The organism is Alteromonas sp. 38 (assembly GCF_902506055.1).
GTDB lineage: Bacteria > Pseudomonadota > Gammaproteobacteria > Enterobacterales > Alteromonadaceae > Alteromonas > Alteromonas lipotrueae.
On record NZ_LR733300.1, the window covers coordinates 1,804,651 to 1,828,688 of the forward strand.

The 24,038-nt window shown below is 46.5% G+C and carries 19 protein-coding genes; 2 read left to right on the plus strand and 17 right to left on the minus strand.

What is annotated here, in order from left to right; translation table 11 throughout:
* Positions 1-21: 21 nt before the first annotated feature.
* The 3 genes from FLAVO9R_RS07735 to FLAVO9R_RS07745 form a co-directional block, all read right to left on the minus strand.
* Complete coding sequence (locus FLAVO9R_RS07735) at positions 22-1,179, minus strand: alpha/beta hydrolase family protein (protein ID WP_159530209.1); 1,158 nt, start codon at positions 1,177-1,179, stop codon at positions 22-24.
* Positions 1,180-1,506: 327 nt separating this feature from the next.
* A complete protein-coding gene (locus tag FLAVO9R_RS07740; protein WP_159530210.1) occupies positions 1,507-2,868 on the minus strand; it encodes a DUF1329 domain-containing protein in 1,362 nt (453 codons plus the stop codon).
* A 15-nt stretch (positions 2,869-2,883) separates the two neighbouring features.
* Positions 2,884-4,479 carry a DUF1302 domain-containing protein gene (locus tag FLAVO9R_RS07745; RefSeq protein WP_159530211.1) on the minus strand — a complete coding sequence of 532 codons (1,596 nt, stop codon included), beginning with the start codon at positions 4,477-4,479 and terminating at the stop codon, positions 2,884-2,886.
* A 147-nt stretch (positions 4,480-4,626) separates the two neighbouring features.
* Here FLAVO9R_RS07745 and FLAVO9R_RS07750 point away from each other — a divergent pair, with 147 nt between their 5' ends.
* A complete protein-coding gene (locus tag FLAVO9R_RS07750; protein WP_159530212.1) occupies positions 4,627-5,538 on the plus strand; it encodes a LysR family transcriptional regulator in 912 nt (303 codons plus the stop codon).
* A gap of 29 nt (positions 5,539-5,567) precedes the next feature.
* Here the strand turns inward: FLAVO9R_RS07750 and FLAVO9R_RS07755 are convergent, their stop codons facing one another.
* From FLAVO9R_RS07755 to FLAVO9R_RS07815, 13 genes are all read right to left on the minus strand, one after another.
* The gene (locus FLAVO9R_RS07755; protein WP_159530213.1) at positions 5,568-6,467 is read right to left on the minus strand and encodes a hydroxymethylglutaryl-CoA lyase; all 900 of its coding nucleotides are present in this window, start codon (positions 6,465-6,467) and stop codon (positions 5,568-5,570) included.
* Positions 6,464-8,485, minus strand: a complete 2,022-nt coding sequence (locus FLAVO9R_RS07760; protein WP_159530214.1) for an acetyl/propionyl/methylcrotonyl-CoA carboxylase subunit alpha — start codon at positions 8,483-8,485, stop codon at positions 6,464-6,466. The genes FLAVO9R_RS07755 and FLAVO9R_RS07760 overlap by 4 nt, the downstream gene beginning before the upstream one ends.
* 5 nt (positions 8,486-8,490) lie before the next feature.
* On the minus strand, positions 8,491-9,282 hold the full coding sequence (locus FLAVO9R_RS07765; protein WP_159530215.1) for an enoyl-CoA hydratase/isomerase family protein: 792 nt from the start codon (positions 9,280-9,282) through the stop codon (positions 8,491-8,493).
* A gap of 95 nt (positions 9,283-9,377) precedes the next feature.
* A complete protein-coding gene (locus FLAVO9R_RS07770; RefSeq protein ID WP_159530216.1) occupies positions 9,378-10,985 on the minus strand; it encodes a carboxyl transferase domain-containing protein in 1,608 nt (535 codons plus the stop codon).
* Positions 10,986-11,007: 22 nt separating this feature from the next.
* A complete protein-coding gene (locus FLAVO9R_RS07775) occupies positions 11,008-11,943 on the minus strand; it encodes an NAD-dependent epimerase/dehydratase family protein (protein WP_159530217.1) in 936 nt (311 codons plus the stop codon).
* 113 nt (positions 11,944-12,056) lie between these two features.
* Positions 12,057-12,569 carry a cupin domain-containing protein gene (locus FLAVO9R_RS07780; RefSeq protein WP_159530218.1) on the minus strand — a complete coding sequence of 171 codons (513 nt, stop codon included), beginning with the start codon at positions 12,567-12,569 and terminating at the stop codon, positions 12,057-12,059.
* A 2-nt stretch (positions 12,570-12,571) separates the two neighbouring features.
* On the minus strand, positions 12,572-13,543 hold the full coding sequence (locus tag FLAVO9R_RS07785; RefSeq protein ID WP_159530219.1) for a fumarylacetoacetate hydrolase family protein: 972 nt from the start codon (positions 13,541-13,543) through the stop codon (positions 12,572-12,574).
* A 366-nt stretch (positions 13,544-13,909) separates the two neighbouring features.
* On the minus strand, positions 13,910-14,842 hold the full coding sequence (locus tag FLAVO9R_RS07790) for an NmrA family NAD(P)-binding protein (protein ID WP_159530220.1): 933 nt from the start codon (positions 14,840-14,842) through the stop codon (positions 13,910-13,912).
* Positions 14,843-14,980: 138 nt separating this feature from the next.
* Entirely contained in the window at positions 14,981-16,411 is a 1,431-nt protein-coding gene (locus FLAVO9R_RS07795) for an aldehyde dehydrogenase family protein (protein ID WP_159530221.1), read from the minus strand.
* 35 nt (positions 16,412-16,446) lie between these two features.
* Complete coding sequence (locus FLAVO9R_RS07800; protein ID WP_159530222.1) at positions 16,447-17,967, minus strand: class I adenylate-forming enzyme family protein; 1,521 nt, start codon at positions 17,965-17,967, stop codon at positions 16,447-16,449.
* Positions 17,968-18,029: 62 nt separating this feature from the next.
* Positions 18,030-19,706 (minus strand): FAD-binding oxidoreductase, encoded by a 1,677-nt coding sequence (locus FLAVO9R_RS07805; protein ID WP_159530223.1) that lies wholly within the window; start codon positions 19,704-19,706, stop codon positions 18,030-18,032.
* Positions 19,706-20,992 (minus strand): (Fe-S)-binding protein, encoded by a 1,287-nt coding sequence (locus FLAVO9R_RS07810; protein ID WP_013796881.1) that lies wholly within the window; start codon positions 20,990-20,992, stop codon positions 19,706-19,708. Before FLAVO9R_RS07810 ends, FLAVO9R_RS07805 begins: the two co-directional genes overlap by 1 nt.
* A gap of 44 nt (positions 20,993-21,036) precedes the next feature.
* Positions 21,037-22,488, minus strand: a complete 1,452-nt coding sequence (locus FLAVO9R_RS07815; RefSeq protein ID WP_159530224.1) for an FAD-binding oxidoreductase — start codon at positions 22,486-22,488, stop codon at positions 21,037-21,039.
* Positions 22,489-22,677: 189 nt separating this feature from the next.
* Between FLAVO9R_RS07815 and FLAVO9R_RS07820 the strand changes: the two genes are divergently transcribed.
* Entirely contained in the window at positions 22,678-23,682 is a 1,005-nt protein-coding gene (locus FLAVO9R_RS07820; RefSeq protein ID WP_159530225.1) for an AraC family transcriptional regulator, read from the plus strand.
* A gap of 34 nt (positions 23,683-23,716) precedes the next feature.
* On the opposite strand, the gene FLAVO9R_RS07825 is transcribed toward FLAVO9R_RS07820, so the two are convergent.
* Complete coding sequence (locus FLAVO9R_RS07825; RefSeq protein ID WP_232370607.1) at positions 23,717-23,884, minus strand: hypothetical protein; 168 nt, start codon at positions 23,882-23,884, stop codon at positions 23,717-23,719.
* Positions 23,885-24,038: the final 154 nt, after the last annotated feature.

Here is a 24,038-nt window from a genome sequence, read left to right on the forward strand (position 1 = left end):
TCTCTTTCCTCTAGTAAGTGGTTAGGCTGTATGACCACCAAGCGTTTCTGCCACCCAGTCGACTAAGTAGGCACCTGCATTGGCTGAGTTATCAAAGCTAGAGTGCTGTACACCACCTTCTCGAACAGTGAAAATTTTAAGTTCACGTTTAGGGCTATTGACGAGCTGCTCATAGGTTCGGTGCGCCCATTTAAGAGGGATCTGAGAATCTTTTTCACCATGGGTGACGAGGAATGGCACCTTGATTTGATCGAGTACACCATCAAGGTGGACGTTTTCAGAGATTTGCATAAATTCGTCCATGTCTTTTGCACCCCACACCCAACGTACATGATCCCAATAGTGCGGAACGGGAAAGTCACCTTCTTTTTCTAAGCGACGTTTTTGTACATCACGCCAATCATGGTTAGCTCCCCATACAAGGCCACAGGCAAATCTAGGTTCAAAAGCAACGGCTCTTGGGCAGTAATAACCACCGAGGGAAACCCCTTGTAAACCAATTCTTTTGGCATCAATGTCGTCACGTGTTTCTAACCAGTCGACAATTCGACTGGCCCAATGTTCACTGTCATAGCGGGCAGTAAATCCTTGTAGGCGTATGGCTTCGCCTGTACCTGGTTGGTCAACAATGAGAGAGGAAATGCCACGTTTTGCTAATAATTGAGGCACGCCTACGCGATAGATCATCTCTTTAATAGAATCTAGGCCATTGACTTGAACGAGAATGGGCGCTTTGCCTTCGACGCCTTCGGCGCGAACATATAAGGCGGATATGTGTTTACCCTCATAAGGAATCTCAACGCGTTCACAGTTTTCTTTCGCTAAGGTCGTTCCCTTAGCGAAGACTTTTAAAAAGTGTTTGTAAAGGGTTAGTCGACTTTCGCTTCCAAGGCCTTGCAAGCGTTCAGCTGTGCCATAATAGGTTGCTGCTCGAGCATATTTGTCACCAGCAGATAACAATCGACCCTTGTCTTCGTCTTCTTTTGCCAAATCACACAGCTTATCCGCCATGCGTTCCCAGCTTTCTCTAAAGGCTATTGAACCCGCTTCGTCTTTAGCTTTAGCCGCTTCTTTTAGCGGTGCGCACATTTCTTCAATTTCCCCTATACGAGCCCCCATTTCTAGTGCCAGGTTGATCGAAAGGTCCCATGGATAATTGCTCGGAAAATAACGAAACATAAGTTCTCCAATTTTTTTATTTCAGCTTAATAGTACGTTTAAATTGTTTAAGGAAGGTGCGAAAAAGTCTTCTGATAGACACGAAGGGCGTAGGCTAAGCTCTCTTTATTGTTTGTTAAGTTTGTTGCCAATATACTTATATTGGACGGCGAAACTTGCCTCGACTAAAAGAGAGTTATTACCACGCTGAAGCCAGTGAACTTGTTCGTACTTTCCTTAATAACTTGATAGATAAAATGCAGTTTGCCCCAAGTCAATAAGGTAACCTAAAGGGGAGTAAGGCTACTCACTCCTCAAGGCAAACCGTTCAACTCAATTTACTTCTAGTTACCTCATACCTTGTCGCGCGATACCTTGACCTGTAAAGGTACTGGTAGGAAAACGCTTTCTTGGACGATAATGAAATGCTTTATCGTTCATCACGTTAGCCGCGTAACCTTCCCCTGACAGTAGGTTATAAAAGCCGAATGTCTGAGGGATGGTGCCTGGGAATTCCGGCATAATGTAATTGAAACCCCAAAGTGTTTTCCATAATTGTCCTTTTGAATCCCAGCGATCGCCCAACATGGCTTGCCAAGTATCTTCATCAAGATAATATCGGCTACGTGCGGCTTGATGGCGTTTACCTTTCGCTACAGTTGCTTCAACCACCCATACTCGGTGTAGCTCCCAGCGAACCGCATCTGGATTTAAATGATTTCCAGTAAAGATGTCTTTGTCTGGGTATTGCAAAAAATGATTCTGGTTATAAGGCAGGAAAATTTCTTTTTTACCTAATAACTTCCAATCAAAGGTTTCGGTACGTCCAGAAAATACACCGATTTCATCAAAGGACATCAAGCCAGCGGTAGCAGGCGTTGGTGTATCACAGCAAGGATTGGCGAGTTTTCTTACTCGGCGTTGGCCAGCTAAGTAAACGTACGACTTGGTTTTCGAGGAATTGAGATTGGTTTGTCCACCTATCAGTGCCCCAGCTCGAATTGGCGGACCATAATTTTCAAGCAAAATCTGCTCAAAGTAGCCATTGAAGTCTTCACTTGAGCCATCTTTAAAATAATAGGGGACTTGGCGTTTTATAAAGCCATCGGTAGTCAGTACCACCTTGCCACTTGACGTAATTTGATATTGGTTGAATGCGGCTTCCCAGCTAACGCCACGCCAAGATAATCTGTGATTATTAATGGCTTCTAGACCATTTTTAGCGAGAGGGAATGGGGTGCCACCATAAGCATCAATCAGTTTATGCCCCTCAGACTTTGCTTTGAGTGCATTTTGCATCGTAAAGTCATAGACCCACTGTGGTGCTATCGCCGTTCTGTGCGTAGGATAGACATCTAAACGATAGGTATCCGGGTACTTAGTAAGCATCGCCTTGACGCCATCTGTTAGATGTTCACTGTATTGCGCCATATTTTGTGCAGTGACGGAATACAGAGGCATTTCATCTTTAAATGGATCTAATCGCTTTCCTCCTAGAATTTCCCCAGGGATAGGTTTGTTAAATCCTCCTGTCCAAGCTGGAATCGTGCCTGCACTGTTGCCTGCTTTTTCACCGCCGAGAGGGGTTAAATCCTGGCCTAAACGTGCCGCTTCTTCTGGGCTGACCGCGGCCAAGCTTAGTGAAGCAAAACCGCCCAACAGTACTAAGGCGAAAAGAACGTTCAAACGATGTTTTATGTTTTTATACATTTCGTTCTCCAAAACTTAAAAGGTGGTGTTAATAGAAGCTGCAAGGAAGTCTCGATCTTTCAACGTTTGCTTATATTGCGCATAATTGTTGTCATCGAGGAAGTTGCCTTCTTCACCTAAGAATTTGGTGTAGCTTAAGGACATATTCCACCGATCTAGATAGACAGCTTTAATGCCGACATTGACATCACCGCCCCCATCAACCCCAAAGGCGCCTACTGCAGATGATTTCCCCAAAGTGTGGCCAAAGCCAACGGATGGAGATATATCAAGGCCATCAAAAGCTTGACGGTAAGTTGGGCTATACACCATTCTCAAACCGACCGCAGAGCGTTCAGCATTGGGGTTTAGCATACTTTCGTTTTTGGTGGTTTTAACTCGAGTATTCCAAGCAATTTCGCCCATAAAACTGGCTTCTTTAGAGATAAAACTTGGCCCTAGACTTGCCATCCAAGAGAACTGAGCATGGGCTGTTTCACCGACCGCATAACCTGGATTATCATTGTTGTCGTATTGCACGCCCGTTGCTGTGATTATTTGCCCCTTACTTTGTAGAGGGGCATTACGGCGATAAGATACTTCCATTGCCAGACCCCAAACGCCAACGCTTTTCGCCATACTGGCACCGTAAGCTTCGATGCCTTCGGCGTAGGCAAATTTGAATTGCTCAGGAAAACCACTAGGTGCAACCATATACTGGTTACTGGCGCTATAAGCATTGTAGCGAATGGCATACAAGCCAAAATCTGCATCTAGATCATTAACGGTCCAACGCAATTGCAGACCATATTGCCCGGAACCACTGGCTTCCTCATCTTCGGTTTTTTCAATGGTGCTTGTACCAGCCAATAAGACATCTGAACCAACGGCGTCACCACTGGACAAGTAGGAACCTACAGGTGGAATACGTGACGCTTCCCATTCATAGCCGATATAGGCGCCAATGGTTGCTTCATCACTGATTGGTATGTCGACCGACAGTTTGCCCGTTGGTCGAACGGTTTCTTTGAATGTGGAGTTGGGAACAGATAGCAGTTTAACCACGTCATTAGGCGCTTGTCCGCCTGCAATACCATTAGATCCGAAGAATAAACTCTCACCCCATAAGAGGGAGTGACGACCTAAACGAACGGTTCCTTCCATCCCATTCATAACGGGAAAATAAGCATAGACAAAGGCATCCAGTATTTCAGCATTATAACCCATGATTTTTTGGGTGTTATCAGAAAATTCGCTGGCAGGTGTGTTATTAGCGGTACTGCTGGTGTTGTCGGTAGAACCGTTATAGACGTCGTCGTACCAAGCGGCAGCACTCACTCGAAAGCCAATGTTTTTATAGGCGCCATCCAGTTCACTGAACAAATCAAGCCGGTTGGAAACCAGCCCTTTATCAAAGTTATTGTTACCGTCGTTTTGGTTTGCGCTGTTTGTCAGGGCAGGTGATGCGTCTTCTAAGCGAAGCGCTGTACTGTATTTAACCGTATTGTCTAGGCTGAGCCTAAAATCAGAGCTGCCGGTATCGATTTTGAAGCCATAGGCGGTTGACGTACTGGAAATAATGGCGACAGCCACAGACGTAAGCCGAAATGACGCGGAGTTAAATCTACTCATTTGTTCTTCCTCTTGTTGAAGGCATTATTTTTATCGTTAAGAACAAGTTCACTATAAGCCAGCTCTATCATTCACAAGAGCCCTTTAAATTGAATTGATGATTCGATACTATCGAATGATTAAGATGATAAAGAAGGGTAGATCCCCATGCGTTTTAAAAAGCTTGATTTGAATTTGCTGGTGGCATTAGACACCTTGCTGACGGAGCAAAGCATTACCAAAGGGGCAGAGAAACTGAATATGAGTCCCTCGGCACTGAGCAATTCTTTATCTAGGTTGAGAGAGTATTTTAATGATGACTTGCTGGCACAAGTGGGTCGAAAAATGCTGATTACACCGTTTGGTGAGAACTTAAAAGTGCATGTACGCAATGCCTTGAACAACATAGAAAGCACGATTCTGATTCAGCCTACGTTTGAGCCACAGAACACAGATAGAATTTTTAGCATCTTTTGTTCCGACTATACGCAAACCGTTTTTATTCCCTACTTACTTGAGGTGGTAGGGCAGCACAAATGCACAGCACGTTTTGAGTTTTTAGCGCAAATCGACTCCCCTCATGAGCAATTAGAACGCGGTGAAGCAGACTTATTAATCATTCCTTCCGATTTTGTTTCGAAGGAGCATCCCAACGATGTTTTGTATGAAGAAGAGTTTGCCTGTGTTGTATGGCAGCATAGTGAGCTGGCAAAAGGCGAATTGACTAAGCAAAAATATGCTGAGGCAGGTCATGTAGTGATGCGCCTAGGTGGTATGAAAAAAGGCTTTTTTGAACTGTCTTTTGCGAACCAACACAATATAGAGCGTCGTATTGCGGCGACTACCTTCAGTTTTGCCTCCTTGCCCGCTTTAGTCATTGGCACTGACAATATTGCTACGATCCACGCTAGGTTAGCGCATAAGATGGCCCAAGCATGGCCGATAAAAATTCACCCTCTGCCATTTGATATTCCAGTCTTAAAACAATGTGCCCAGTGGCACCAGTATCGCCACAAAGACGAAGGGCTTATTTGGCTACGAAATATCTTTCAAGAGGCGGCACAAAACATGGGATCCTAAAGGATGCTATGTCAGTCTTATAAGCATCGTTATTGCTGAGAAAGGGCGTGAGCTACTTTAGACGCATTGTTCCGGCCAAGAGCAGAGCTGATAAATTGACCCGCTTCGATCAGTTTTCCTAGATTCACCTTATGCTCAATACCTATACCATTGAGTAGATAGAGAAGGTCTTCTGTCGCCACGTTCCCAGACGCACCTTTGGCGTAGGGACAGCCGCCTAATCCAGCCACGGACGCATCGACCACGGAGATACCACGCAATAGGGCGGCATAGATATTGGCCAACGCTTGCCCATAAGTATCGTGCATATGCATCGCCAGCTTGTCTGTTGGGGTATTGATTAAAACTTCATCCAACAAGCGTTCAACGGCAGCTGGAGTGCCCACGCCTATGGTGTCGCCAAGGGAGACTTCGTAGCAGCCCATTGCGAGTAATTGTTCTGTCACGTCTGCGACCTTACTGGGGGCAATATCGCCTTCATAGGGGCAGCCTAAAACACAGGACACATAACCGCGCACCGCTACTTTTTGCTCGTTGGCGGCGGCGATCAGTGGTTCAAACCGCTGTAAACTTTCGGCTATCGAGCAATTAATGTTTTTTTTAGAAAAAGCTTCTGAAGCAGCGGCAAAAATAGCCACCTCAGAAGCCTTTACGTCCATTGCCCTTTGGAAGCCTTTTAGATTGGGCGTTAAGGCCGCATAGGTAATGTCGGGCAGCCGTTCTATGCCGCTAAATACCTGTTCGCTGTCGGCCATCTGGGGTACCCACGTAGGGTTAACAAAGCTGCCTGTTTCAATATAGCCTAAACCACTCTCAGCTAGCTTTTTAACCAGTGCAATCTTGGTTTCAGCTGAGATGATCTGCGACTCATTTTGCAAACCATCTCTTGGGCCGACTTCAACGATTTTTACCCTTTTAGGTAAGCTCATAGGGCGGTCTCAGCCTCCGTATTAAAGGACATAAGTTGCGTACCACCGTCGACTAAATCACCTGCGGTGAAATAGAATTCTTCTACATAACCGTCGGCTGGCGCACGAATACTGTGCTCCATTTTCATTGCTTCCATGACGAGTAATAGGCTGTCTTTACTAACCTTCTCACCGGCTTTGACAGCCAGTTCAACCACTGTGCCATTCATGGGTGCCGCTAGCGCGCCTTGTGACTGGCTGGCACCCTCCATGCCTAAATCGACTTCCGGCAAGGTGAATTCAAGCCTTCCTTGCTGAGTAAATAGCATCCCTTTGTTATCTTGGAGCGACACGGTTGCTGTTTGCCGGTGTCCTTCAATGTGAGCGATAAGCTCGTGTTCAAACCGTTCCCCAGCGACAAAATAGTCTTGTCCGTCATATTGAATCCTGTAGCCATCAAGTGTATCTCGCGTGGTGGCTTGGACTTTGAGATGATGAGGCTCGCCATCGATCAATAGCGTGATGTGTTGGCAATGAACTAAATTCATGCGCCAGTCATGTGTTTCCAACCACGGTGAACGGTTATCGTCAGATGAATGAGCGTCGCCAGTATGGTACTGACTTTCTTTCAGGAGCATAAATAATGTGGCGAGTAGTAAATGCTTTGTCTTGTCATGTTCATCGGGCTTGAAGATCTCCTGCTCATGGCGCTCGATGAATCGCGTGTCCAGATCAGCTTGGGCAAACGCATCGACACTGGCCAACTTGTAAAGAAAAGGTAGGTTGGTTTTCATGCCTGCAATTTGGTAGTCACGTAGGGACTGGCGTAAGCGTTGTAACGCTGTTTCTCTGTCTTCATCCCAAACGATTAGTTTGGCAATCATAGGGTCGTAGTAAACGCTGACCTCATCGCCTTGTCGAACGCCTGTATCCACTCGAACATTATCGTTACTGGCTGGGGGACGTAGCAAAAGCAGTTGACCGGTAACGGGTAAGAAATCCTTATCGGGGTCTTCAGCGTATACCCGAGCTTCAAATGCATGCCCATGAATCGTTAATTGCTCTTGTCGGCAGGGTAATGTTTGTCCCGCGGCGACACGCAGTTGCCATTCTACTAAATCTTTCCCCGTAATCATTTCGGTAACAGGATGCTCCACTTGTAAGCGAGTATTCATTTCCATAAAGTAAAAGCGGCCATCATGATCAAGCAAGAATTCCACTGTACCAGCGCCTTGATAATCAATCGCTTGGGCTGCTCTGACTGCGGCTTCACCCATTTGTTGGCGTAAAGAATCTGACATGCCGGGAGCAGGAGCTTCTTCAATAACTTTCTGGTGACGGCGCTGTAATGAGCAATCGCGCTCAAATAAATAAACGGCATTGTGGTGTTGATCACAAAAAACTTGAATTTCCACATGACGAGGCTCGGTCAAGTATTTCTCCACCAACATGGTGTCGTCACCAAAACCATTCATCGCCTCGCGTTTAGCGGCCGATAAAGCTTCATCAAAATCCTCGGCTTGCCAGACTTGGCGCATGCCTTTACCACCACCACCGGCAGCGGCTTTTAGCAGTACGGGGTAGCCCATTTGTTCCGAACTTGCTCTGAGTAACTCTGGGTCTTGATCCGCGCCATGATAACCCGGTACTAATGGCACATCGGCTTTTCCCATGATGTCTTTGGCAGCCGATTTTGACCCCATGGCTTCGATCGCATCAACCGGCGGACCGATAAAGATTAGGTTGTTGTCTTGGCAAGCTCGACAAAAATCGGCATTTTCACTTAAGAAACCATAACCCGGATGAATGGCTTGAGCCCCGGTTTGTTTTGCCGCTGCAATGACTTTTTCTATGACGAGGTACGATTCGCGAGAAGGGGCATGACCTATGTGTACGGCTTCATCCGCCATCTCAACATGGAGGGCGTGACGGTCAGCATCAGAATACACAGCAACAGTACGAATGCCCATTTTTCGAGCGGTTTTTATCACTCGGCAGGCGATTTCGCCTCGATTAGCAATGAGTATTTTGTCAAACATCTTGGTTATTCTCCTATCCACGCGGCAGGGCGCTGGTCGAAAAAGGCGCGTAATCCTTCTTGACCTTCATCCGACACACGTATGGCAGCAATGCGCTCAGATGTGTCTTGTATTAAAGCGTCATCAATGTTTTTGTCGGCCACATCAAAAACCAACTGCTTGGCCTGTTTGAGTGCTTGAGGGCTGTTGTTAAGTAGCTGATTAACTAACTGATCTAGGGTTGAATTCAGTTCTTCGTGACTTGCTATTTTTGTTACAAGTCCTAAATGTTCAGCTTCCTTGGCCGAAAAGCGCTCGCCAGTCAGAAAGTAACGGCGTGCGGCTCGTTGACCGATGGCGGCAATGACATAAGGGCTGATGGTGGCGGGAATTAAACCGAGTTTTACTTCACTGAGGCTAAAAGAAGCCTGTTCAGTGGCAATCGCAAAATCACAGCAGGATACCAAACCCACCGCGCCACCAAAGGCAGCGCCTTGAACACGGGCAATGGTGGGCTTTTCAAGAAAGTTGAGCGTTTTCAACATACTTGCTAAGCCTTGAGCATCACGAAGGTTGTCTTGATAATCATAATGCGCCATGCGCTTCATCCAATTCAGGTCAGCGCCAGCGGAAAAGCTTTTTCCTTCTGCGGCCAATATGACCAACTTCACCTTGGGGTCGTCAGCAGCACGTTGGAACGCCATTTCCAAATCGGCAATGACCTTGTCATCAAAGGCGTTATGCTTTTCCGCTCGGTTTAAATACACCGTTGCGACACCCGATTTATTCAGGCTATAAAGGACAATTGAGTCAGACATAAGTGTTCTCTTTAATGGTTTTGCTCACTTATTCAACGGATTACGAAATAGACCTCGCAAGGTATAACAAGTGAATCCGCAATAATTAGCATTCGTTACATTCTGAAGACACCAAATCGCGTTTCTTCAATAGGCTTATTCAATGCAGCAGAAAGGCTTAAACCGAGTACTTTTCGGGTGTCTGCCGGGTCAATAACGCCATCATCCCAAAGTCTTGCTGAGGCATAATATGGGTGCCCTTGATGCTCATACATGTCTAAGATGGGTTGTTTAAAGTCCGCTTCTTCGGTGTCGGTCCAACGCTTGCCCTCACGTTCATATTGCGCTTGTTTAACTTGCGCCAGTACGCCAGCAGCTTGTTCACCACCCATGACTGAGATGCGCGCATTTGGCCACATAAACAGGAAACGTGGATCGTAACTGCGGCCACACATACCATAATTACCTGCACCGTATGAGCTGCCGATTAACACCGTCAGTTTGGGCACTTTTGCGCACGCCACGGCATTGACCATTTTTGCGCCATGCTTGGCGATACCGCCCGCTTCATATTGTTTACCCACCATGAAACCGGTGACATTTTGTAAGAAAATGAGCGGAATTTTTCGCTGAGTACAGAGCTCGATAAAGTGCGCACCTTTTTCAGCGGACTCGCCAAACATAATGCCATTGTTGGCCACTATGCCGATGGGGTAACCATAAAGCCGAGCAAAACCACAGACTAGGGTGGTGCCATAAAGTGCTTTGAACTCATCAAATTCCGAAGCATCGACGATACGAGCAATAATCTCGCGAACATCAAATGGCTGTCGTTTATCTTTCGGTACGATGCCGTAAATCTCTTGGCTGTCATACAAAGGTTCACGGGAGGCTTGTGTATCAAGTTGGCTAGGCTTAACTCGATTAAGTCGAGATACAGATTGACGGATCAATGAAATCGCGTGGTGGTCATTTTGAGCATAATGATCGGCGACACCGGACGTGCGACAGTGGGTATCAGCGCCTCCGAGTTCTTCAGCACTGACCACTTCCCCCGTCGCGGCTTTGACCAAGGGTGGTCCCGCCAAAAAAATGGTGCCTTGTTGTTTGACGATAATGGATTCATCCGCCATTGCTGGTACATAGGCTCCACCAGCAGTACAAGACCCCATCACAGCGGCAATTTGGGGGATCCCCTGTGCGGACATATTGGCTTGATTGAAAAAAATACGACCAAAGTGTTCTCGGTCGGGGAAGACGTTGTCTTGATTGGGTAAATTTGCACCGCCGGAATCCACCATATAAATGCAGGGTAGATTGTTTTCTTCGGCAATGGTTTGTGCGCGAATATGCTTCTTTACGGTCAACGGGAAGTAGCTGCCGCCTTTTACGGTGGCGTCATTAGCGACAATCATGCATTCTTGGCCTGAAACCATACCAATGCCAGCTACCACCCCGGCACAAGGTACGGGGCTATCATACACTTGATAGGCGGCTAACTGAGACAACTCTAAAAATGGCGATCCCTTATCCAGCAACGCATTAATTCGATCTCTGGCTAACAACTTGCCTTGTGAAACATGGCGTTGGCGATACTTGTCCCCCCCGCCTTGACTGACCTCCGCTATTTTACATTTAAGGTCGTCCACTTGAGTTTGCATAGCGGCCTGATTTTCTGTGAACTCGGTACTACGCGTATTCACTTTGGTATTTAAAATTGCCATAAATATGCCTTATCGTCATTGATTAACGTGACTGTATGTCGGCTAATGTGTTGCTGATCAGCTGTTCTACGCTACCATCATGTACAAAACCGGCTTTTTCAGCATTTAAGGTTGTAAGGGGAGGGTAAGCGCCAAAAGCGGCTTCTAACTGAGGGTCAGAGTCGTAACGAATATTATCTACTGAGGTGCTTGTAGTCTTTGAAAGAGCATTAATAAGGTCGCCCATTACGACGTGAATAGCCGGTAGGGTTACGACTCTGTCTTCTGGCATGGTTTGATTGTCTAAACCGAGCGCGTGAACGAGATTGTTGACTGTTTGAGTGCGGGACATTAACCAAACTTGTGCCGTTTTAGAGACGGGCATAGTCATCGTTTTGCCAGCGAGCATGACATGAAAAATATCGTTCATAAACGCTGATTTAAACCCTTCAGCGCCTTGAGGTCGAGCCACGATACCGGGTAAGCGAACACCGACACCATCAATTGTGCCACGACGGGTAAAGGTTCCCAGCGCAACCTCAGACATCATCTTATGCATGGCATAATGCAGTTTAGGTTGTAACGGCGTGTCATCGTTCACACCTTCAGGCGGAATGGCATCACCGTATACCGCAATGGCCGAGGCATAGACGAAACGACACTTTTCTGTGCTTGCGCCAGCTAATTGAATAAGGTCAACGGTCGCTTCTACATTAATTTTGAAAGATAACTCGGGTGCAATTTCTGCGCCACCGCCTGGAATGGTTGCAAGGTGAACCACTGATTCTATGGTTTGATTAAACAGTGTCGCACGAAAACTGGCATCGGCTAGATCACCTTGTTTAAGGGTTAAGGCTTGATGTTGTGTTAGTGCCGTTAATTCACGATCTGCCGCAACGACAGACTTACCAGCCTTTAACAGTGCTTCTACAACGCCGGAGCCAATGAAGCCGCCCGCGCCTGTTACTAAAACTGTCATCTGTATTCTCCAGTGCTTTAAAACGTTTTTATAATATGAATACCGTATTCGTAAGTGATCGAGCTCACAGGAATCGGTGTTTAAGCGAATGGCGCTATATAAACTCAGTTACATCAATGAAAGCCGTCCATATCCTCAGGTTTAAGGTCGTCCAGTGGTTCGCCATTGATCAAATAGGGCTTGGCTTCGGTTAATACAAAGACAATACGGCACAGCTTGTCGCTGACGTTTCGCCATGCGTGTATGGTTCCGCGCTGCACAATAACGCCTCCGGTTGAGACTATGGTTTTGACGCTTTTATCGAGTTCAAGCTCGATTTCGCCTTCTAACACGATGCCGTAATCAATGGAGTTGGTGCGGTGCATAGGGGATTCCGAGCCTGGAGGTGTATCAACCATGCGTATCACAGAGCCCCCAGGGAGCGTAATGCCAGCGTTGCGGTCACGGCCATCCGTTTCATCGTTGTTATCCACGGGGAGCTCAGGGGCGGACCAAATTGTCGCAAAGCCAGCGCCATCTGCACCGGGCATTTCTGTTGGAACAATATTCTCATTTGAACGGATAATGGCATGACCGCTTTTATCATGTCCGGTGACAACACGTTGAAAGGGTTTATAGACTGTCATCGTTAGCTCCCAGGCTGCGTCACTTTTTGCTCAATGGCACCAAACACAACTTGGTCGGCTGGTGTTCTTGCTTCCATGCGAACCGTATCGCCATAATGCATAAAGCCGGTTTTTGCTTCGCCCTGATCAAGCAGTTCAATGCCACGGCGTTCAGCAATGCATGATGACCCCACCTCTCGGTACTCGTCATTGGAAACGGTTCCTGATCCAATGACGGTGCCAGCAACCAAACTGCGCGTTCTAGCGGCGTGGGCAACCAGCTCATCAAAGCCGTATTGCATGTGACCGCCGTGCGCGTGACCAAATTTTTTGCCATTCCACTCGACATTAAGACGAAGTTGCACTTGGCAATTTTCCCAGTGCTCGCCAAGTTCTTCAGGCGTCACGGCAAAGGGGGCTACTGAACAAGGTGGCTTTGCGTGAATCCAACCAAAGCCTGTGCTTATTTCAGGGCCGGAATACGCCCGTAATGACCAGTCGTTTATTTGCACGATTAATTTGATATGTTGACGTGCTTGTTCTGGGGTAACCCCCATTGGAACCTCATCGACAATGATGCCAAATTCGCCTTCAAAATCGATGCCATCGGCTTCGCTGGCCATCGGCACATCCGCTGTCGCACTGAGAAAGGTATCGGACAATCCTTGGTACATTAATGGCCGGCCTTCGAGTGTTTTGACTTCCATCCCCGTAACGGCGCCCATCAGGTCGGCATGGCTTTTATATACTGAGCCATCCAGCCATTGCCATGCACGAGGGAGTGGGGCACAGAGTTCTGTGGTTTGAACGGTTTGCCCTGCAAGTGTGCCGTTATTCAGTGCGGTTGAAATGGCTTCTAATGATGCTTCAAAGCTCGCCCAATTTTCTAATGCGGCTTGCATACTAGTGCCTGCTGGCGCGAAACGTGCACCATCGTTGGAGATAACGACCAATTGACCGTCTGCAGTATTATTATTGAATGTCGCAAGTTTCATCTTGATAGGTTCTCATTTTAGATAGATAGGGTTAGGCAGAAAAAACAACTTAACAGTCGACTAGCTTGTCTAATTTGAAATCGATTTAATCGCAGATTGATCAAACATATTGGTCGATGCCTTGACAGAGATAACAGCTGAAAAAATTAAGCCGATCTTTAAGAGGAAAATAGGGATTTTTTTCACGTGTTCTTCCTACCGAGTAAGTTTTATTTTTATTGTTCAGAACAATGTCAATCAATATAGAGCACCCTTGGTTTTGCAGAAAAACCCTTTAAATCGAATTGATCATTCAGCTTTATCGAATGATCAATTCATCAACCAACCTTGCTTTGGGGGCAAGGTCAGTGTGTTAAATTGTAAAGGTTAGCTCATTAACGCATCACGATTTTCTGCAAGCCAAGTGCGGAGTGATTTGGGCTTACGGCCAATCATTCTTTCAACAAAATCACTCAGTACCCAACCTTCTTCATAAGTGGCTTCAAACTCAAAAAATCCCCAAATCATCGGCGCGGCTGGGCCAAAGATACGAGTGTATTCTTTAACAAACTCTTCTTTGTTTCCGACATAGTCGATGTTGGTGCCTAGAACGTCTGACATGATGTCAGCGACTTCGTGACCACGTAGGTTGTCTTGGCCATTGTTTAACGTGTGCAATTGACCAATGTGACCTTGGTTATCGGACAGCAATAGTTGTGCCGCTACTTCCGCGATCTCGTTGGCATCTATGTAAGGGACTTTTCTTGGTGGCCAAATCAACAGCTTGTCTTCTTTAATGGCTCTACCTGCACGAGTGGTAAAGTTATCCATAAAACTGGCACCAAAGTTCAAAAAGGTCGTCGGTAAATCATTTTCTTCGTAAATTCGTTTGGTGACCAAATCAGGGTATTCGTCGCCCATCATTTTCTTCATCGCTTCTGGCATTAGGCGGTAGTTGTAACCTGGTACCATGGCCACCTGACGGACAATGTGAATGGCTGTGCCGCTCTTTTTAACCGCTGCGACAAAGTTGTTTGTAACGGGTAAGAAAGGCAGGTGATTGGGGACTGACATATAAATCCCTTCCATGCCATCCACGGCAGCCTCCATGGAAGGCAAGTCGAGGTAGTTTGCTTGTACGATTTCAGCGTTAGGGAATTCTTGACGCAGTGGTTCAATGCCTTCTTCTCGGCTGGAAACCAAGCGCAGTTTAATTTGAGGCGCGTTCTTCTCAATAAATTTGGCCATCGGTTTGCCAATATGATTTCCCGCGCCAAAGATCAAAATGCTGTTGGGGATTTTTTTTTTGATATAACTCATAAATGTTTCCTAAAAATTATTTAATACTAAGTAATCAAATACTAAGTATGTGTTGTAAACCTTTAACGACCATAAGATGGGTGAACAGGATCAAACAGTGCTCTTCATAAGTTATTTGATCCTCTTAAAAACCGTGTATTAAGCCTGTTTATTACGAGTAATGGTTTGCCAGTTAGTGTATTCCATCAAGCCATGCAGCGAGTTTTCACAGCCAAGACCGGATTGTTTATGGCCCCCGAAAGCTTGTACCGGAGAGTATTGATGCACTTCATTAATCCATACGGTTCCGGCTTCGATTTGCTCCGCGATGCGTTGGGTTGCGGCGGCGTCATTACCCCAAATACTGGCACCTAGGCCATAAATCGTGTCATTAGCACGGGCAATAACGTCTTCTTCATTGGACCAGCGAAGTAATGGCAGAATAGGACCGAACGGCTCTTCGGTGACAATACGAGAATCGTCTGATGGATTATCAACCAGTGTCACAGGCACAAACCAGCCGTCGGCGTTATCGTCAATGTCTCCGCCTACTGCAAATTTTTGGCCTTGATCTATGCAGTCTTGAAAGTACATTTTAACCTTTTCAAACTGCATGCTGTTTTGAATCGGACCGAGTGTGGTATCGGCCTTGGCACCATCGCCAACAATGACTTCATGGTTAATATAATCCACCAAGGCGTCTCGTACTTGGTCGTAGACAGCATCATGAATGTAGAGTCGTTTGGTGGCGTTACAAAATTGTGCATTATTTTGAAAAGCAGCCCAGAAAAGTTTTGGAGCAACTTCTTTCGGATCGACATCTGGCAGAACGATGGCCGGATCATTGCCACCCAGTTCTAATGTGACCCGTTTCACGGTTTCAGAGCAGGCACTCATTACCTTACGACCTGTAGCCGTTGAGCCGGTAAAAGCAATCTTAGCGATGTCTTGGTGCTCTGTTAGCCATTGACCTTGTTCATTGCCACCACTGACACAATTGAGCACACCTGGTGGCACAATGTCTTTTGCCATTTCGGCAAATTTAAGATTACACAATGGCGTATAGGGCGAGGGTTTGACGACTACCGTGCAGCCAGCCATTAATGCGGGCGCGATTTTCCATACCGATAGCAAAATAGGGAAGTTCCAAGGCACGATTGCGCCGACCACACCCAGTGGCGTGTAGCGAGTGATAACAGAGCGTTCGTCATTTTCATCAACGACTTCGTCTTCCAGTTTTTGTTCGGCAATGGCACGTAACCAAGCAACCGAGCCAAATACTTCCCATTCTGTACCGGAGCGAGGTTTACCTTGTTCACGAGTTAATAGAGCCATGAAGTCTTCGGCATTGTCTTCTAATGCGTCGGCAAGCTTAGTAAGTACAGCCTTACGCTGATCAAAACTGGTTTTTGACCAAGTTTTGAAGGCGATTTTAGCGCTGTATACCGCCGTATCAAGGCACTCTTTTGGACAGTCTGGCACCTGTGCAATGATTGCTTTGGTTGCTGGGTTATACACTGGTAAGCTTTTTTCTGTGGCAATGAGCTTGCCATTAATGACCATTTGATAGTGATTATGTGCATCGAACATGAGTATCGCTCCTAACTGAATGACAGTTTTTATTGTTATTTATCTAAGGTATGGAGTTTGCGGCGCATCACTTTACCGCTGGAGGTTTTGGGTAAATCATCGACAAATTGAATGTCACGAGGCACCTTATAGGCGGCCAAATGTTCACGACAATAAGCGATAATCTGGTCGATGTCGGGGGGGGTATTTTGTTTCGCAACAATATAGGCTTTTGCGAGTTCACCTTTGGCTTCATCTGCAATAGGCCCCACTGCCACCATGGCGACATCTGGGTGATTGGCGATCACCCGTTCTAATTCGGCGGGGTAGATGTTGAACCCTGCGGTAATAATTAAGTCTTTCTTTCTATCGACGACAAAAATGCAGTTGTCCTTGTCCATTTTGGCTAGATCACCGGTATGCAGCCAGCCATCGGCAGTGATGGCTTCTTGGGTCGCTTGAGGATTGCCATAATAGCCTTGCATAACCAAAGGACCGGAGATCATTAGTTCGCCGACGTCTCCACGTGCCACCTCTACTTCTGCGTTGTCGACATCGACAATTTTTGCTCCGGTATAGGGTAATGCCACGCCGATAGAGCCATGTTTGTATTCGCCATCGTGAGCGAAGGTCGCGCCAAGCCCACCGATTTCAGTCATTCCCCAAAGTTCGATGAGTGGGCAGGCGATGGCTTCCTCAACGGCTTCCATCTTGCTGGTTGGCATGGTTTGTCCGCCTACCGTACAGATCCGCATATGAGAAAAATCCACACTGGATAAGCTGGGGTGATCCAGCATATATAGGTACATGGTCGGTACTCCTTCAAACATGGTGGCTTGATATTGGTTGATTGATGTAAATACCTCCTCCACATTAAACAGACTATGCATAACTAAGGTGCCACCTTTGTAAAAGGTACTGTTGAAGACAATGTTGCCGTAAACATGCGGACAGGGTAAGGCTGAAACAACCGTGTCTTTCTCTGAGCGACCGTGCATTTGTGCCGTCATCAAGAAGTTGCTGATCACCGAACGATGGGACAACATGGCGCCTTTCGGATTGCCAGTAGTGCCGGAGGTATAGCAAATTGTCGAAAGGCTATTGGTGTTAACTTCAAAGCTGGTAAAGTCATCACGACCTTGTTCTAAAAAGTGATCATAAGATTCCGCGCCTTCAGGGATATCCTCACCATACAAAATAAGGGATTCAACCCCCGTTTTTTGCTGAATTCCTACAAGAGGCGTGCCTTTAGATTGAGAGGCAATGATGACTTTTGCATCACAATCTTGGACGACAAATTCGACTTCATTAGGGGTTAACATGACGTTAACAGGGTTGACCACAGCCCCGGTTTTCAAAATGCCATAATAGCTGACCAGCCATTGCCATGAGTTTTCACCGTAAAGGGTGACTTTATCGCCAGGGCCAATGCTTTTTTTCTTAAGTGCACTGGCTAATCGGTTGGCCAGACGATTTATTTCACGGTAAGTGAAAGACTGCTGGTTGTAGATTAAGGCTGTTTTATCACCGAATTTTTCTGCCGACAGGGTGATGACGTCGCTTAAATTTTTTATCATTGTAATCACCTCTAAATTTCTTTTTATTGGTTATATTTTGAGATCAGCAACGCAGTAGCTTTTTACTTGGGAGCGTCTTTACCAAACTCTTTGGTCAGGATCTTCCGAAAGATAGGCTTGCCCCAAGGGTGGAAAAATATCTTTTTAGCAATTGGCCAAGCTTTTGACTCTTTTGCCGCTTCGGGTTGAATAAAGTGCTTTGAATCTGAGAGATTGTTTGGATCCCAAGTATTTTTTACCTTGCGCATCCATTTATTGGGGTGGCCAAGTTTGGGGCCAAATAAATCACTCGCTTCACCATGAACAAAGAGCGCGGCACCCAGTGGTTTTTTCTCATTGCTAATAAAGCTACTGAGGATAAAGTCCACACAAGCGACAATGTTTTTCACAAAACTACGGGTACTGGCAGGGTTATTTTCTGTCCAGAAGTGTCGGCCTTCTGATAACCACATCCAGTTTTGTTCGGTGTCGACTTCCATCATCTTGCCACCGGCTTTGGTTTCTTTATCACCAATATCGTCGTTGGTTCGTTTGACAACTTCTGGAATTAGATTGATGGAATCGAGAACGCCCATACTGACTCCCGCGCAGTCACCCATACGGTTGAAACGGGCGACGTAATGAGAGGTCAGTACGGCTGCCGTGAGGATATCTCGCTCGCGCTCGGAAATGTCCATTTTACGGCCATTGGTTTCGGCGAGGATTTTATTCAGTACCGCTTCGTTCCAGTCAAACTGCGCCTTAGTCCATGCCATGGTGGTGACAGACCAGCCGATCGCATTGGCTTTCGTGGCAATGTCCGGTAATTTGCCGGTGCGTTGTAAATCATAATACTCACGATTGGTCGCCGTGAGACAGTGTCCTACGGCAGCGGGTGGCATGCGATTGATGAAGGCTACCGCCTTGCTGTTTTTCATCATCTGGGTGGCTTTCGTTGCGTCTTCCCAGTTATCCCAATCCAGCTGGTAGGTGGCGAAATTTTCTGGCGGTGGTGTGCCTCTGTATGGATGTGGACCACTCCATTCAAGGGTTTTAGGACCTGCCCAAGGATAAAGTTTGATGCCTATTTTGGTAAACACACCTAAGCCACCTGCGGCCCCATAAAGACCACGTATCATGCCGCGGAATCCAGGCCCAGGGCCTTCTCCGGTAAACCAGCCTGCGTCCGAACCGCTACTACCAATACGTACGATTTCACCTTCTGGTGTGACCCATTCTAAGGACAACATGTTGCGTGAGTTGATACTGGTATGATTACCTGCGACCCCAACCCCCACAAATGAGGTGGCAGAGGCGAGCGGGGAATGGATTGGGCCAGCACCAATGATGTGGCACATTAATTGATGCTTATGGGCTTCAGAGACCAATTCACCTGCCGTGGTATAGGGTTGGATGATCGCCATACGACTTTCTGGGTCAATTTCTAGGCCTTTCATACGGCATAAATCGATGGAAATGGAGCCCTTAGTGCCGACACCAGAATAGTTACCGTATCCTGTACTGTGCGCTTTAAACTTCAATTTATATTGATTACATACCTTGACGACCCCCGCCACTTCTTCAGTTGATCCCGGCATCACCACTGCGGCCGGTGCTTTACCTAATAAGGTACGGGTAGAAGGGTCTGCGCCTAAGCCCATCCAGTCGTGACAGTTAACAACAAAATCTTCGTCAGACACATTGTCTGCACCAACGACGGCTTCAAAGGCTTTTAATATGTGTGGAGGTAAATTACTCATTACGCGCCCTCCTGAATTGAGTCAGCTAGCAAGTCAAAAAGATAGGCGACCTTGACGGAGGAGTTGCTGCGTTTTGCCGCCGCCGCCATGTTTGCTTGACAGCACGAAGAACCACTGACTAATACCTCAGCCCCCACGGATTCAGCTTCGCGTAAAAGTTCTTGAGCTGCGCCGTCGGCCATCTCTGGGTAGGTTTCTTTGACACCTGTGCAGCCACCGCAGCAAAAAGAATATTGTCGAGTGCGTTCTAGCTCGACCATGTCTAATCCGTCGACTCTTGATAGCAACTGGCGAGGCGCGTCATAGTTACCATCGTTACCGTAATTGACTTTACGAGGCGTGTCGGTCACCGCCATGGTGTTCAGAACTCGAATGTATTCGCCGTTCCAAGGTGTGTACTCTTCACTGCGTCGTCCAAGACGACAAGAATCATGGTAGGCAACCTTGCCGGTGTTTTTCATGCCCAGTGATAACTTGCCCTGTTGAAGCAATTCTTCGAAATACTCGGTAGTATGCAGAACCCGTACTGAGGAGAGTGTTTTGTTTAAACGAGGGTAGACATTCTTAAATGCGGAATAGGCTTCAGCACTGATGGCAAGCAGGGTTTTTGCCTGACTTTTTTGAACTAAATCCGCCCATTCTTGAGCCAGTTTGTCGGCAACAGAGCGGTAGCCAATTTCGTACGCTAAACCCCCACTGTCACTTTCTGAATCATATGCAATACCAAAGTCGACTTTTGCGCTTTTTAACAATTTGACGATAAAACGAAGGTTATCCCATTGTTTTTCGCTATAAGCTTGGCCACTGCCGATATGCAGGAGTACGTCGACGGTTTCTTTACGGGCATCTTTGATGTCTAACCCTTCCGCCCAGCGACTACGCTCATCACGTTTGCCATGAGGTGCGCCTTCTTGTTCTAGGTGTTTGACCATGTTGCTCAAGGTTTCGGGAACCTTGCCATCTTCAGCCAACTGCGCACGGAATTCTAAAATGGTATCAAAGGGTTCAACATTGTCACCCATATGGCTTTTACACATGGTTTCACAGGCACCACACATGCTGCATGCAAAAACGCTGTCGATCATCTTTGGTGATGCTTCAATCAGTTTGTGGTGATAGCCATAGGCTGAAATAACTTGCCCTCCCGCCGAGGAGGCATGAAAGCGGCTCTGATATTTGCTGGGACAAATACTCGAAAATTCCTGACTTTTAGGCATGTGCACAAATTTGCACTGAGAGCAGCGGTTACACTGCTCAATATTATGAATTCGATCTTCTAAGGACATAATTTTTCTACCAGGTTATTGTTATTAGATAGGTCTCGAAAAACTCAGTAACACAGTTTCCCAGGGCTTAAAATTCCAGCAGGGTCAAAAATGTCTTTTACCCTGCGAAGGTGAGGCACAATGGTTTCATTGCGAGCAAACGCATCCTCGGACCAATTGCCATAAGGTCGGCTGAAGAAACCTCCGTTATCTGCTAATACTTTTACCAATTGCATTTCGATGTCAGCCAGTTGTGTTGTTTGCTCATCTGTATGGAATAGGGAAATGTCGAGGTGACAATTCGTGCCTTGAATCATCGGCTGTAAATAGAAGCCCACTTGGACATCCGATAGGTCCGCCAGTAGGTTTTGAGCAAGGTATACAAGGTTGGCGACCTTGCTCATTTGGGTAATGCAGAACACCTCGGTATGGGTGCCAAAAGGCACGTCTTTATAAAATTCTTTAGAGGGTGTACTTAGGCGAGCTTCCAGCTCAGCAAGGTAGTTGGGATACTGTTGCGATATGGTGGTTACCGGCAAGGTATCGACTAAGGAAGAGAGGTCTGCTAACTGCCACTGCATGCTTTCTTCGGGTAACACGTCACGTGAAGCAATGTTGACATAGAGGTACCAAGCGGGCATCGCATCTTTGCCAAAGAGTTGGTGTAACTCCGCAAAATGGGCGCTGCCCTTGGCTAATGCTGCGACGAGCTGAACTTGGCTAAGCATAAAATACTGAGCGCCAAGCTGATGCAGCGCCAGATGACGTACAATGGAGATAAGCGTGGTGACGTCTTCGGCACCGTAAAGGAACCCCTGTTCAATGCTGGGGATTCGCTGACAATAAATGGAGGCCCAAGAAGTAACGCCTAATGTGCCTTGAGAACCTAACATAACACGGGTGTAATCTGTGCCGATTGGACCGGAAGCCATCATTTGACGAGCACCATTTTTTAAAGCTTCATCAAGGTCTTCGTACAGTGCGGCACCACCGGTTCGAAAACTTTCTCCACTGCCCATAGTGAGGCTTAGGCTTGCTAATGGATCGGTTGAATCCCAGTGCTCATTGGGTAAGGTTGTCGGTTCACGTTCTAGGTAACAGGCTAGTACTGACTTACTTGCTCTGGGGAGGAAAGGTTTGATCGATCGTAGGTTATGTTTTTGTATCTGAGCATCGAACTCAGGAAAGGTAACCCCAGGTTCGATAATGGCAATGGCATCTTCGCTATCAGCATGAATTACCCGAGACATTCTCGACATATCAAGCACGACAAAAGGCGCATCTTTTAAGCCGGCGAGTCCGTGTCGACGATTTCCTGATGGTGAACTCAAAGGGACAAGCGTCACTTCGTGTTCATTGGCCCACTGAACAAGTTGTTGGACTTGTTGTTCGTCTTCTGGCCTAGCAATACCTTGAACCTTGAGTGAATTCTCGGTAGAAACACCTAAAAATTCTTTCGCTATGGTGGCGTTTTCAAAGGTGACAAATTTTGGAAGCGGAAACGCGTCATTAATCATTAGCATCTTCTCATCATTTATTATTATTAGATTATGAGAGTTACTATAGGGATTGATTAGAGACTATACCGCCGAATAAATCTCTCATATGGTCTAAATCGTCCTGATTTTTGTGTCTCAATTAGAAAATAACGACTAATTTAACTAGATTAGCGATGACTTTTTTTTTAAACCTGACATAATTTGCCCATGAAACTTCCAACACGTGCGCCTTATATACCAATTGAAACCAACTCAGAGCGAGATTTTCTTGATGACGTTTTGTCCTCTTTGTTGGTTGCCGATTCTGCTGTGGTATTTTTTGAATTTACCTCGCCATGGGCCATCAAAATAGAGTATGAAGTTCCCATCAGCTGTACTGTGGTGGAAGGTGAACTGTGGTTGAGTGATCAAAACCGGATAACGCAATGTTTTCGAGCGGGGGATACCTTTATTTTACCGAAAGGCATGCGTGGTAAGCCTTACTATATCTCGTCTTCAGAAGAGTTTCCGCAAAGTTGGATCACCGCGAATGAGCTGTTTGATAAAGGCCAGCATATTCCATTTAACTTGGCCTATCCTCAACATATTAGTTGGGGCGGTGGCGGCAGTATGGTCCGCATTTTTTCGTTTGCCTTTCATTGGTTTGATCAATGTTATGGTCCTCTGATAGATACCTTGCCTGAGTTAATGAGGATTAATGCTGAAAACGCAGGTACCACCTTGCAAAACCTTATGGTGAGCTTTCTATTCAAAGAGGCGCACCCTGAGCAATCGGGTTTTGGTTCACTTGTTGCACAAACCGCACAATTATTTCTAATTCATGCCATTAGAACCTTTGCGGTGACTTATGGCAGTGATAGAGAAGGCTGGTTAAAGGGTTTTTCTGATCCCAGAATCGCCAAAGCCTTAACCTGTATTCACCGAGAACCGGGCTATAAATGGAGTGTTGAGACGCTGGGGCAGGCAACGGGAATGTCTCGATCGGTTTTTTCCAAACGCTTTACAGACGTCATGGGGGAGTCTCCGATGGATTATGTTTGTGCATGGCGTATGCATCTGGCCCGATTAGCATTGGAAACCACTGAGACAACCGTCACCACATTGGCTCAGCAATTAGGGTATCAGTCAGAATCAGCTTTTCGGACCGCCTTTCGGAAAATGACCGGACAAAGTCCAAAAGAGTACTCAAAAAGCAACGCTTCTAAGTCATGATGAATGTTTAAAAATAAACCGTCAGTAACCTGTTCTAATCCACTTCTTCAGCCAGGTTACCAATATCAACTGCCACCGCACGTAATTCAGGGATAAAATGCAGCAACTTATCGAGGTTCTTACGAATAACGGGAACATTGCAGAATAGGCAAGCGAACAGCCGTCCATGACTGTCGACAACTGGCACAGAGACCACCGCCATGCCGTCGATAAACTCTTCATAATCGGTACCTACATTGGTTTTCTGGATATAGAGCAGTTCAATTTCTTAAACCGAGTTCAGGTTATATTACTTAAACACCCGAGAACATACAGGGATAGACTAAGAGCAGTTTTGTTCGAGCCGTTAAACTAGT